Source organism: Streptomyces sp. NPDC044063, assembly GCF_056434285.1.
On the sequence record NZ_JBWKFM010000024.1, the window covers coordinates 14253 to 27017 of the forward strand.

Annotated in this window: 10 protein-coding genes and 1 pseudogene; 6 read left to right on the top strand and 5 right to left on the bottom strand. The window is 72.9% G+C overall.

The genetic code is table 11. From position 1 onward, the window contains the following. Positions 1-158: 158 nt before the first annotated feature. The 5 genes from AC07BS_RS25800 (at position 159) to AC07BS_RS25820 (ending at position 6415) form a co-directional block, all read left to right on the top strand. On the top strand, positions 159-2096 hold the full coding sequence (locus tag AC07BS_RS25800) for a hypothetical protein (protein ID WP_478934649.1): 1938 nt from the start codon (positions 159-161) through the stop codon (positions 2094-2096). A 238-nt stretch (positions 2097-2334) separates the two neighbouring features. Further along, positions 2335-3057 carry a helix-turn-helix transcriptional regulator gene (locus AC07BS_RS25805; RefSeq protein WP_478649882.1) on the top strand — a complete coding sequence of 241 codons (723 nt, stop codon included), beginning with the start codon at positions 2335-2337 and terminating at the stop codon, positions 3055-3057. 133 nt (positions 3058-3190) lie between these two features. Then, complete coding sequence (gene galE, locus AC07BS_RS25810; RefSeq protein ID WP_478649885.1) at positions 3191-4162, top strand: UDP-glucose 4-epimerase GalE; 972 nt, start codon at positions 3191-3193, stop codon at positions 4160-4162. Then, entirely contained in the window at positions 4159-5328 is a 1170-nt protein-coding gene (gene galK / locus AC07BS_RS25815) for a galactokinase (protein WP_478934650.1), read from the top strand. Before galE ends, galK begins: the two co-directional genes overlap by 4 nt. A gap of 295 nt (positions 5329-5623) precedes the next feature. Next, complete coding sequence (locus AC07BS_RS25820; protein WP_478649890.1) at positions 5624-6415, top strand: response regulator transcription factor; 792 nt, start codon at positions 5624-5626, stop codon at positions 6413-6415. Here the strand turns inward: AC07BS_RS25820 and AC07BS_RS25825 are convergent. The 3 genes from AC07BS_RS25825 to AC07BS_RS25835 all read right to left on the bottom strand — a co-directional run bounded on the left by AC07BS_RS25825 (position 6374) and on the right by AC07BS_RS25835 (position 8714). Continuing rightward, positions 6374-6871 carry a MarR family winged helix-turn-helix transcriptional regulator gene (locus AC07BS_RS25825; RefSeq protein WP_478649892.1) on the bottom strand — a complete coding sequence of 166 codons (498 nt, stop codon included), beginning with the start codon at positions 6869-6871 and terminating at the stop codon, positions 6374-6376. The two genes, AC07BS_RS25820 and AC07BS_RS25825, sit on opposite strands and share 42 nt — an antisense overlap. 155 nt (positions 6872-7026) lie before the next feature. Then, positions 7027-7722, bottom strand: coding sequence for a TetR family transcriptional regulator (locus tag AC07BS_RS25830; RefSeq protein WP_478649895.1), 696 nt, complete (start codon positions 7720-7722; stop codon positions 7027-7029). Beyond that, positions 7719-8714, bottom strand: a complete 996-nt coding sequence (locus tag AC07BS_RS25835) for an acyl-CoA desaturase (protein ID WP_478649897.1) — start codon at positions 8712-8714, stop codon at positions 7719-7721. The genes AC07BS_RS25830 and AC07BS_RS25835 overlap by 4 nt, the downstream gene beginning before the upstream one ends. A gap of 206 nt (positions 8715-8920) precedes the next feature. Between AC07BS_RS25835 and ppc the strand changes: the two genes are divergently transcribed. Next, a complete protein-coding gene (gene ppc / locus AC07BS_RS25840; RefSeq protein ID WP_478649899.1) occupies positions 8921-11647 on the top strand; it encodes a phosphoenolpyruvate carboxylase in 2727 nt (908 codons plus the stop codon). A gap of 69 nt (positions 11648-11716) precedes the next feature. Here ppc and pth read toward each other — a convergent pair whose 3' ends face one another. Then, the gene (gene pth / locus AC07BS_RS25845) at positions 11717-12307 is read right to left on the bottom strand and encodes an aminoacyl-tRNA hydrolase (RefSeq protein ID WP_478649902.1); all 591 of its coding nucleotides are present in this window, start codon (positions 12305-12307) and stop codon (positions 11717-11719) included. 92 nt (positions 12308-12399) lie between these two features. Next, positions 12400-12681: pseudogene (locus tag AC07BS_RS25850) on the bottom strand (50S ribosomal protein L25); the annotation flags it as partial. Positions 12682-12765: the final 84 nt, after the last annotated feature.

Genomic DNA, 12765 nt, shown 5'->3' on the forward strand with positions numbered 1-12765 from the left:
GTGCGCCGCAACAGTCTCGTCACGGCCCGGTCTCAGGTGGTGGATACGGTGGAGATCGGGCCATGGCCTGTCGGCGACGGGTGGTACAAAGAACACCCGCTCGCCTGCCGCACACGGGCGGGATTCGTGTCCTGGACCCGCGCGTAAAGAGGAAGCTGATGTCACAGCCGCCCCAGCCCCCCAATCCGCCGCAGGGCCCCCCGGTCCCGCCGGGCGGAGGCTTCGGCGCGCCGCAGGATCCTCCCCCCGGCTTCGGCGCCCCGCCGCCGGCCGCGCCGCCGCCGGCCGCGCCGCCGGCGGCCCCGCCGACCATGCCGGCGCAGCCCGCGGCGCGGCCCACGCCCCCGCCGACGGTGCTCGCCCAGCCGGCCGTCCAGCCCACCATGCCCGCCCAGCCGGCCGTCCAGCCCGGCTACGGCTACCCCCAGGCCCCGCCGGCGGGTGGCGCGCCCCAGGGCCCGCCGCCGCCCCCGCCGGGGGCGCCCGCGGTCCCGCCGGCCCCGCCCGGTGGTTACGGCTACCCGGCGCCCGGCGGGTACGGCTACCCCGGCGCCCCGGCCCCGGGCCGTCCCGACATGCCCACGCAGGCCTTCGGCGCGGCCCCGCCGCAGCAGTTCGGCGCCTACCCGCCGCCGCCCGGCGGCGGGTTCCCGGGCGGTGCCCCGGGTGGTTCCGGCGACGGCAGGGCCAAGCAGCGGATGATGATCATCATCGCCGCGGTGGTCGCGCTGGTGCTGGTCGCCGGCGCCGGCTTCTACTTCGCCACCAAGGACGGCGGCAAGGACGACGAGGCCAAGGGCACCCAGAACAACCAGGGTTCCGGCAAGGAGTCCGGCGGCGGCAAGCCCGCGCCCAAGCCCGTCGACGGCAAGCTGCTCTTCAGCGTCGACTCGCCCAAGGTCGACGACCTGATCACCGTCAAGGGCATGTGGGTCAGCGACAAGGCCTTCGCCAAGGCCGACGTCTACAAGATCAACGGCTATGGCCTGTCCGGCGGCCAGAAGTGGGAGTTCCCGCTCGACGGCGAGCTGTGCTGGGGCTCCAAGCAGACCAGCCCCGACGGGAAGATCGCGCTGCTGGTCAAGGACGGCAAGCCCAGCGCCGACCACAAGTACGGCGGCCCCTGCACCCAGGTCGTCGTGCTGGACATCAACACCGGCCAGAAGGTCTGGCAGAAGACCGTCCAGGACGGCGACACCAACATCGCCTTCGACGAGGTCACCATCGGCGGCGGCACGGTCGCCGCGGGCGGCATCCGCGGCGGCGCCGCCTGGGCGCTGGCCGACGGCAAGGAGCTGTGGAAGCCCAAGAGCGGCGAGAACTGCCGTGACGACGGCTACGGCGGCGGCACCAAGCTCGTCGCGGTCCGCCGTTGCGGCGACTACGCCAAGCCCCAGATGCTGGTGCAGACCGTCAACCCGCAGTCGGGCGCGATCCAGTCCGAGTACAAGGTCCCGGCCGGCCTGAACTACGTCCACATCGCGTCCACCGACCCGCTGATCGTCGCGGTCGACGCGGGCGACTCCACCGGCAGCGCCGCCTCCGACTTCCTGGTGGTCGACGACAGCGCCAAGGAGGGCAAGCTCCGCAGCAAGATCTCCACGGAGAACGGCAAGTTCACGCCGAGGTGCCCCGCCACCGACGTCGAGGGCTGCACCAAGCTGGCCGTCACCAAGGACACCCTCTTCCTGCCCACCGAGGACCACCAGAGCGGCAACGCCCAGGAGCCCGGCCGGGTCAACGAGGTCGTCGGATTCGACCTGGCCACCGGCCAGTCCAAGGGCAAGACCGAGGGCGTCACCGGCGCGACCATGCTGCCGCTGGGCGTGGACAAGGACGGCTACCCGATCGGGTACCTGGAGCCCACGTACAAGTCGGGCGGCAGCGTGGTCCGGATCGACCCCAAGACGTTCAAGACCGATGTGCTGCTGCGGAATCCGGCCGAAACGGCCGAGAGCGAGCGGCGCCTGTCGCCCTCCATCCACCAGGGCCTGTGGTCCCAGGGCCGGCTCTACCTGGGTGGCAGCTACGCCGACAAGCCCAGCAAGTACAGCATGGGCAAGGAGTACCTGACCATGGTCTTCGGCGGCAGCTGATATTGATCATTTGAGGCACGCCTCACGCCGTATCCCTGTCCATCGCGCGTACATGCCTGAACGATCCGTTTCAGTCGCGAAGTACACGTGATTGGCAGGGATTTCGGCATTCCGGGGGACTTCTCACCGGTAAGGGGCGCGGAACGTCGAACAAGCGTGTAGCTTCCGGGGACAAGAGGGTGCCGGGAAGACCTGCGCGGGCGGCAGAGGGCGGCAGCGGGCGACAGGGGGGTAACGCATGGGCGTGCGGCTCATGGTGGTCGACGACCATCGGCTGCTGGCCGAGGCCCTCGCCTCGGCACTGAAGCTGCGCGGCCATCGTGTGCTGGCCGCAGCGGCTCCCAGTGCCGGAGCGGCGGACCTCGTCATCAGCCGGGCACCGGAGGTGTGCCTCCTGGGCACCGCGGCCCCGGCCGAACCGGGCGCCTTCGACCCGGTCGTCCGCATCAAACGGGAGCGCCCGCAGGTCGCGGTCGTCGTCCTCGGCCCGGTGCCGAGCCCGATGGGCATCGCGGCCGCCTTCGCCGCCGGCGCCTCCGGTTACGTCCGCCACAACGAACGCATCGAGGGCGTGGAACGCGCCATGATGAAGGCACGCGCCGGCGAGGCGGCCGTCGACCCGCAGCTGCTCCAGGGCTCGTTCGCGGAGCTGCTCAACCCCGCGGCCCAGCCCGACGACGAGGGCGCCCGGCTGCTCCAGCTGCTCACCCCGCGCGAGGTCGAGGTGCTGGTCCGGGTCGCCGAGGGCGAGGACACCCGCCTGATCGCCGCCGGCATGGGAATAGCGCCCAGCACCGCCCGCACCCACGTCCAGCGCGTCCTGATGAAGCTCGGCGTCGGCTCCCGCCTGGAGGCGGCCGCCCTCGCCGCCCGTACGGGACTGCTGGACCGGGCGACGGGCGGCGGGCTCCCCGTCCCGCCCCAGGCGGGGCCGGGCCGGGGCGGACCCGGCGCGCCCTGACGAGGTTCTTCACCGTGCGACGCGCTCCCGGTAAGCCGGCGTTCCGCACGGGTTCGGAATCCGGCACCAGGGTGTTCACCGACGCTGTGCCGCCCGAGGCCGCGGCGCGCCGACCGTGAGGAGCTGCGAGCGCATGAACGGGAAGAACTACCTGGTCACCGGGGGCGCGGGCTATGTCGGCAGCGTCGTCGCCGCCCATCTGCTCGGGGCCGGGCACACCGTGACCGTCCTCGACGACCTCTCCACCGGCCACCGTGAGGCCGTCCCCGAGGGCGCGCGCTTCGTCGAGGGGCGCGTCCAGGACGCCGCACGCCATCTGGACGGCTCCTACGACGCCGTCCTCCACTTCGCCGCGTTCTCACGGGTGGGGGAGTCCGTCGCCCGGCCCGAGCTCTACTGGCACAACAACACCGGCGGCACCCTCGCCCTCCTCGACGCCATGCGCGCCGCGGGCGTCCGCACCCTCGTCTTCTCCTCCACCGCCGCCGTCTACGGCGAGCCCGACACCGTCCCGATCACCGAGGACGCCCCCACCCGCCCCACCAGCCCCTACGGCGCCAGCAAGCTCGCCACCGACCACATGATCGCCTCCGAGTGCGCGGCCCACGGCCTGGCCGCCGTCTCGCTGCGCTACTTCAACGTCGCGGGCGCCCACGGCCGGCACGGCGAACGGCACGACCCCGAGACCCACCTCGTCCCGGTCGTCCTCCGGGCCGCCCTGGACGAGCGGGGCGAGGTCGCCGTCTTCGGCGAGGACTACCCCACGCCCGACGGCACCTGCGTCCGCGACTACCTCCACGTCGCCGACCTCGCCGAGGCCCACCTGCTCGCCCTGGACGCCGCCCGCCCCGGCGAACACCTGGTCTGCAACCTCGGCAACGGCGACGGCTTCTCCGTCCGCGAGGTCATCGAGACCGTCCGCGAGGTCACCGGCCGCCCCGTCCGCGTGACCACGGCCCCGCGCCGCCCGGGCGACCCGGCCGTGCTGGTCGCCTCCGCCGACCGCGCCCACAAGCTGCTCGGCTGGCGGCCCGAGCGCCGCGACCTCGCCGGGATCGTCCGGGACGCCTGGGACTTCGCCCGCCGGGGCGGACCGGGCGCGTGAGCGCCGACCGGGCCGCCGCGGCCTTCCGGGCCGTCCACGACACCCCCTGCGAGGGCGTGTGGGCGGCCCCCGGCCGCGTCAACCTCATCGGCGAGTACACCGACGTCAACGACGGCTTCGTGCTGCCCCTCGCGCTGCCCCGTCTGACCTGGGTGGCCGCCCGCCGCCGCACGGACGACCGGCTGCGGCTGCACACCGCCGCCGCGCCCGGCGAGGTCACCGAGCTGTCCGTCCGCGACCTCGCGCCCGGCCGGGTGCGCGGCTGGGCCGCCTACCCGGCCGGCGTCCTGTGGGCGCTGCGCGCGGCGGGGCACGCCGCCGGCGGCGCCGACCTCCACGTGGAGAGCGACGTGCCGGCCGGGGCCGGGCTGTCGTCCTCGGCGGCCCTGGAGGTCGCCACGGCCCTGGCGCTGGACGCGCTGCACGGCCCGTTCACCGACCCACCGGGCCTCGCCCTGCTGGCCCGGCGGGCCGAGAACGCCTTCGTGGGCGTCCCCTGCGGGGCGATGGACCAGACCGCCTCCGCGTGCTGCGTCGCCGGCCACGCCCTGCACCTCGACACCCGCGACCTGTCGTACCGGCACCTCCCCTTCGACCCGGCGGCCCATGGCCTGCGGCTGACGGTCGTCGACACCCGCGTCCGGCACGCGCTCGGCGACGGCGCCTACGCCCGGCTGCGCGACGGCTGCGCGGCGGCCGCGCGGGCGCTCGGCGTACGCGCCCTGCGCGACGTGCCCCACGACCACCTGCCCGCCGCCCTCGCCGCCCTGCCGCCCGGGACCCCCGGCGGCGGACCGGGCGCCCGGGAGCTCGTCCGCCACGTCGTCACCGAGAACCGGCGCGTCGGGGAGGTGGCCGCCGCGCTGGAGGCGGGCGACCCGAGGGCCGCGGGACCGCCGCTGACGGCCGGGCACGCCTCGCTGCGCGACGACTTCCGGGTCTCGTGCCCCGAGCTCGACCTGGCGGTCGCCACGGCCCTGGAGGCGGGCGCGCTGGGCGCCCGGATGACGGGGGCGGGCTTCGGCGGCTCGGCGCTCGTCCTGAGCGAGGAGACGACCGCTCAGGCCGTCACGGATGCCGTCGCCGGCGCCTTCGCGGCCGCCGGGCACCGGCCGCCGCGGATCTTCCCCGTGACGCCGGCCGCGGGAGCGCGACGGGTGCGGTGATGATCGGCATGTCGTCGTTCCGAGTCGTTCACCGCCCCAATACTGAACATAAAGCTCACGATAAACACCGGGGTCAAGCAGTTTTGCCAATCGCCTTCCGTCGCCGGACCCCGGCCGTACCCTGATGCACAGCGTCGGTGGGGGCCGACGCTGATCAGGGGGCGAGACAGGCAGGTACGACGCCCGGGGCGGGGTGGTTGTCAGGGCACGGCGGCGGCCGTGCGCGCATGGCGGCCGGCTCCGGGCCGGGCGCCGTACCCGCACTGCCCTCGCCGTCCGGGACATGGGGGTGGTTGTGGCACGTATTCGGGTATTGGTGGTCGACGACCACCGCATCTTCGCCGAGTCGCTCGCCGCCGCCCTCGCGGCCGAGCAGGACGTGGACGTCTCGGCGGCCGGCAGCGGGCCGGCGGCGCTGCGCGCGCTGGAGCGCGCGGCGGGTGAAGGACGGCGCTTCGACGTCCTGCTGATCGACGCCGACCTCGGCACGGTCGGCGCGGACACCGCCCAGGTGCCGGGAGCACTGCGCGGGCCCGGCCCGTCGGACGGCCCCGGGCCGCCCGAGGGCGCGGTCGACGGCATCTCGCTGGTCGCCAGGGTGCGCTCGGGACACCCCGGCGTCCGTACGGTGGTCCTCGCCGAGCGCGACGACCCCCGGCGCGCGGCCGCCGCGCTCCAGGCGGGCGCCGGCGGCTGGGTCGCCAAGGACTGCTCGCTCTCCCGGCTGCTGGCGGTGATACGGGGCGTGCTGCGGGACGAGACCCACCTGCCGCCCGCGCTGCTCACCGGCGTCCTGCGGGAGCTGACGGCCGCGCGCAAGCACCGCACCGAGAGCGAACGGCTGGTGGAGTCGCTGACCCCGCGCGAGCGCGAGGTGCTGCGCTGCATGGTGGCCGGGCTGGGCCGCAAGGCCGTCGCCGAGCGCCTCTACCTCTCCCCGCACACGGTCCGCACCCATATGCAGAACGTGCTGGGCAAGCTCGGCGTGCACTCCACGCTGGCCGCGGTCGCGCTGGCGCGACGGGCCGGGGTGGGGCCGGTGGACCTAGCCGGGGACGTTGTCGAACGGGGCGGTCAGCTGGCGTAGCAGCGCGGCCAGATCGGCCCGCTGCGCCGTGGAGAGCTCGGCGAGGATCGCCCGCTCCTGGGCGAGCAGCCCGGCGAGCGCCTCGTCGGCGCGGTCCCGGCCCTCGGCGGTCAGCCGGACGAGCACACCGCGCCGGTCGCTGGGGTCCGGCTCGCGCTGGACCAGGCCCTTCTTGGTCAACCGGTCGATGCGGTTGGTCATGGTGCCCGAGGTGACCAGGGTCTGGGTCAGCAGCTGGCCCGGCGAGAGCTGGTAGGGCGCCCCGGCCCGGCGGAGCGCGGTGAGGACGTCGAACTCCCATGGTTCGAGCTCGTGCTCGGCGAACGCCAGCCGGCGGGCCCGGTCGAGGTGGCGGGCGAGCCTGCTGACCCGGCTGAGCACTTCGAGTGGTTCCACGTCGAGGTCGGGGCGCTCTCGGCGCCACGCCGCGACCAGCCGATCGACCTCGTCCTCCATGGGGACAGTGTAGTTGGTCTGTCGACATGAAGTCTCTTGACGTCAAGACAGACCTGGTCCCCCATTCGGAGGAACGCGCGGCACGCGCCGGCGGACGACCGGACGGGTGGTCCCGGCGCACCGCCGCCACCCGCCCCGCGGCCCCGGGAAAGGCCCTAGCTCTTGCGGTGCCCCACCAGCCGCGGCTTGGCCTCCAGCCCGTCCAGACCGTGCCACGCCAGGTTCACCAGATGTGCCGCCACCTCCGCCTTGCGCGGCTTGCGCACGTCCAGCCACCACTGACCCGTCAGCGCCACCATCCCCACCAGCGCCTGCGCATACAGCGGGGCCAGCTTCGGATCGAAGCCCCGGGCCTTGAACTCCAGACCCAGGATGTCCTCCACCTGCGTGGCGATATCGCTGATCAGCGACGCGAAGGTGCCCGTCGACTGCGCCACCGGCGAATCCCGCACCAGGATCCGGAAACCGTCCGTCGACTTCTCGATGTAGTCCAGCAGCGCGAACGCGGCCTGCTCCAGCAGCTCCCGCGGATGCCCCGCCGTCAGCGCCCCCGTCACCATGTCGAGCAGCTGCCGCATCTCGCGGTCCACGACCACCGCGTACAGCCCCTCCTTGCCGCCGAAGTGCTCGTAGACCACCGGCTTGGAGACCCCGGCCTTCGCCGCGATCTCCTCCACCGACGTGCCCTCGAAGCCCCGCTCGGCGAACAGGGTGCGACCGATGTCCAACAGCTGCTCGCGGCGCTCGGCGCCCGTCATCCGCACCCGGCGCGGCCGGGAACGGCGGGGCGCCGGGGCCGCGGGCAGGTCCTTGTCACTGGTGTTGCTGTCGATCGCCACGCCGTCAATCATGCCGCCTGGACGGCGTCGCCCTTCCCCTGGGAGTTCCGCTTCGACTCGATCCGGCCCGCGTTCGGCCAGCGCACGTCGTACGCCCAGCCCGCCCGCTCGAACCAGCGGATCAGCCGCGCGCTCGAATCCAGCTGCCCCCGCAGCACCCCGTGCCGCGCCGACGTCGGGTCGGCGTGGTGGAGGTTGTGCCAGGACTCACCGCAGGAGAGCACCGCCAGCCACCACACGTTGCCCGAACGGTCCCGCGACTTGAACGGCCGCTTGCCCACCGCGTGGCAGATCGAGTTGATCGACCACGTCACATGGTGCAGCAACGCCACCCGCACCAGCGAACCCCAGAAGAACGCCGTCAGCGCCCCCTGCCACGACCAGGTGACCAGACCGCCCACCAGCGGCGGGATCAGCAGCGACACCGCCGTCCACAGCACGAACTGCCGGGAGATCGCCCGGATCATCGGGTCCTTGACCAGGTCCGGGGCGTACTTCTGCTGCGGCGTCTGCTCCTCGTCGAACATCCAGGCGACGTGGGCCCACCACAGCCCCTTCATCAGCGCCGGCACCGTCTCGCCGTAACGCCAGGGGGAGTGGGGGTCACCCTCCGCGTCGGAGAACTTGTGGTGCTTGCGGTGATCCGCCACCCAGCGCACCACCGGCCCCTCGACCGCCAGCGAGCCCATGATCGCCAGAGCGATCCGCAGCGGCCGCTTCGCCTTGAAGGCACCGTGAGTGAAGTAACGGTGGAAACCGATCGTGATGCCGTGGCAACCGATGTAGTACATCGCCACCAGCAGCCCCAGATCCAGCCAGCTCACCCCCCAGCCCCAGGCCAGCGGGACCGCGGCGAGCAGGGCGACGAACGGGACGACGATGAACACCAGCAGCGCGATCTGCTCGACCGACCGCCGTTGCTCACCTCCGAGCGTGGCGGACGTCGGTGGGGTCGTCTCCTGGGCCTTCGGCGCGTTCTCGAGCACGTCGGGGCTTGCAGTCATGGGTTCCCTCATGGGGGTCGGGGCTTGGCCACGTTCTGTGGCTACGGTTCCGTAACCTACGGCTTCGTAAGTATGGCAGGGCTCGGCGCGGGGGCAAGAGGCCGTGGCCGACCGCGCGTCGTGCGGACACCTATGCTGGGGGCGCCGGACAGCGCGGTCCGCCACCCCTCCAGACGTGCTCGGAAACACCGCAAGGAGCCGCACCTGTGAGCAGTGCCGACAACACCAACGCCGCCCTGCGCGCCGACATCCGCCGCCTCGGCGACCTGCTCGGCGAGACACTGGTCCGCCAGGAGGGCCAGGAGCTCCTCGACCTCGTCGAACGCGTCCGGGCCCTGACCCGCACCGACGGCGAGGCCGCCGCCCACCTCCTCGGCGCCACCGACCCGCAGACCGCCGCCAAGCTCGTCCGCGCCTTCTCCACCTACTTCCACCTGGCCAACGTCACCGAGCAGGTCCACCGGGGCCGCGAGCTCCGCGCCCACCGCGACGCCGAGGGCTCCCTCCTCGCCCGCACCGCCGACCAGCTCAAGGACGCCGACCCCGAGCACCTCGCCGCCACCGTCGAGCACCTCGGCGTACGCCCGGTCTTCACCGCCCACCCCACCGAGGCCGCCCGCCGCAGCGTCCTCAACAAGCTCCGGCGCATCGCCCAGCTGCTCGACACCCCCGGCACCGGCACCCCCGCCGACAAGCGCCGCACCGACCTCCGCCTCGCCGAGAACATCGACCTGCTCTGGCAGACCGACGAACTGCGCGTCGCCCGCCCCGAGCCCACCGACGAGGCCCGCAACGCCATCTACTACCTCGACGAGCTCCACGCCGAGGCCGTCGGCGACGTCCTGGAGGACCTCGCCGCCGAACTCGACCGCGTCGGCGTCCCCCTCCCCGCCACCACCCGCCCCCTCACCTTCGGCACCTGGATCGGCGGCGACCGCGACGGCAACCCCAACGTCACCCCCCAGGTCACCTGGGACGTGCTGATACTGCAGCACGAACACGGCATCACCGACGCCCTCGCCCTCGTCGACGACCTCCGCGGCGCCCTCTCCAACTCCATCCGCAACAGCGGCGCCACCGAGGAGCTCCTCACCTCCCTCCAGCGCGACCTCGAACTCCTCCCCGAGATCAGCCCCCGCTACAAGCGCCTCAACGCTGAGGAGCCCTACCGCCTCAAGGCCACCTGCATCCGCCAGAAGCTCGTCAACACCCGCGAGCGCCTCGCGAAGAACACCCCCCACCAGGAAGGCCGCGACTACCTCGGCACCGCCGAACTCCTCGCCGACCTCCAGACCCTCCAGGACTCCCTGCGCGCCCACCGAGGCCGCCTCATCGCCGACGGCCGCCTCGAACGCGCCCTGCGCACCCTCGCCGCGTTCGGCCTCCACCTGGCCACCATGGACGTCCGCGAACACGCCGACGCCCACCACCACGCCCTCGGCCAGCTCTTCGACCGCCTCGGCGAGGAATCCTGGCGCTACGCCGACATGCCCCGGGACTACCGCCGCAAGCTCCTCGCCAAGGAACTGCGCTCCCGCCGCCCCCTGGCCCCCAGCCCCGCCCCCCTCGACGCAGCCGGACAGAAGACCCTCGGCGTCTTCCACACCGTCCGCGAAGCCCTCGAACGCTTCGGCCCCGAGGTCGTCGAGTCCTACATCATCTCCATGTGCCAGGGCGCCGACGACGTCTTCGCCGCCGCCGTCCTCGCCCGCGAGGCCGGCCTCGTCGACCTCCACGCCGGCTGGGCCAGGATCGGCATCGTGCCCCTCCTGGAGACCACCGACGAGCTCAAGGAAGCCGACCGCATCCTCGACGAGATGCTCGCCGACCCCTCCTACCGGCGCCTCGTCGCCCTCCGCGGCGACGTCCAGGAGGTCATGCTCGGCTACTCCGACTCCTCCAAGTTCGGCGGCATCACCACCTCCCAGTGGGAGATCCACCGCGCCCAGCGCCGGCTCCGCGACGTCGCCCACCGCTACGGCGTCCGCCTCCGCCTCTTCCACGGCCGCGGCGGCACCGTCGGCCGCGGCGGCGGCCCCACCCACGACGCCATCCTCGCCCAGCCCTGGGGCACCCTCGAAGGCGAGATCAAGGTCACCGAACAGGGCGAGGTCATCTCCGACAAGTACCTCCTGCCGTCCCTGGCCCGCGAGAACCTCGAACTCACCGTCGCCGCCACCCTCCAGGCCTCGGCCCTCCACACCGCCCCCCGGCAGTCCGACGAGGCCCTCGCCCGCTGGGACGCGGCCATGGACACCGTCTCCGACGCCGCCCACCAGGCCTACCGGCGCCTCGTCGAGGACCCCGACCTCCCCGCCTACTTCTTCGCCTCCACCCCCGTCGACCAGCTCGCCGAACTCCACCTCGGCTCCCGGCCCTCCCGCCGCCCCGACTCCGGCGCCGGCCTCGACGGACTCCGCGCCATCCCCTGGGTCTTCGGCTGGACCCAGTCCCGGCAGATCGTCCCCGGCTGGTTCGGCGTCGGCTCCGGCCTCAAGGCCGCCCGCGAAGCCGGGCTCGACACCGTCCTCGACGAGATGCACGAGCACTGGCACTTCTTCCGGAACTTCCTGTCCAACGTCGAGATGACCCTCGCCAAGACCGACCTGCGCATCGCCCGGCACTACGTCGACACCCTCGTGCCCGACGAGCTCCGGCACGTCTTCGACACCATCAAGGCCGAGCACGAGCTCACCGTCCGCGAAGTGCTGCGCATCACCGGCGAGGACGAACTGCTGGCCGCCAGCCCCGTCCTCAGCCAGACCTTCCACATCCGCGACGCCTACCTCGACCCGATCTCCTACCTCCAGGTCACCCTCCTCCACCGGCAGCGCGAAGCCGCCGCACGCGGCGAGACCGCCGACCCGCTGCTCGCCAGGGCCCTGCTGCTCACCGTCAACGGAGTGGCGGCCGGCCTGCGCAACACCGGCTGACCCGGCCCCGGACACGACAGTGCCCCCGTTCCGTCGCCGGAACGGGGGCACCGCCACAGGCCCGGGGGCTCAGGAGTTGTACGTCCCCTGCGCCCGCTCCAGACCGTCCACGATCAGCGTCTCCACCGCGTCCGCCGCCCGGTCCACCTCGAACGCCAGATCCTTGCGCTCCGTCGACGAGAAATCCTTCAGCACGAAATCCGCCACCTGCATCCGCCCCGGCGGACGCCCGATACCGAACCGCACCCGGCAGTAGTCCGCACCCATCGCCTTCGTGATCGACTTCAGCCCGTTGTGACCGTTGTCGCCACCACCCAGCTTCAGCCGCAGCTGCCCGAAATCGATGTCCAGCTCGTCGTGCACGGCGACGATCCGCTCCACCGGCACCTTGTAGAAGTCCCGCAGCGCGGCCGTCGGGCCACCCGACAGATTCATGAACGACATCGGCTTCGCCACGACCACCCGGCGGCTGGACGGCCCCGGAGCGCCCAGCCGGCCCTCCACCACCTGCGCCCGCGCCTTGTGCGTCTTGAACTTCGCCCCCAGCCGCTCGGCGAGCAGGTCGGCGACCATGAAGCCGACGTTGTGGCGGTTGCCGGCGTACTCGCCGCCGGGGTTGCCCAGGCCCACGATCAGCCAGGGACTCGAGTCGTCCGTCATCTGCATGTCTCCTTCATACGCCAACCGCCGTCCCGCTCCGGTGGAGCGGGACGGCGGTCGAAGAGAAAAACCCGCGAGGCAGGCGATCAGGCCTTGACGACCAGCAGGTCGACGTGCTCGATGAAGCCCTTCAGCGCGTCGCGCTGAACCTGCTTGGGAACGACGATCTCGGTGCGGCCCTCGATGTCCAGGGACAGCTGAACACCCGGGGTCTTCAGCGCCATCATCAGGTCGTGGCCCGGCAGGGACACGTGGACCGGCTCGGCGCCGTGGCCGTAGACGACGGCCGGAACCTGGGACTCGCGGCGGACGCGGCGGGCGGCGCCCTTACCGAAGTCGGTACGGACGGTGGCGGCGAGCTTGACCTCAGCCATGGTGCACTCCTCGTGAGCGGTTGCGGTGGACGGTTACCCGGCCCACGACAGGCCTGCTACGAAGAGCGCGTCGATAACGGACCG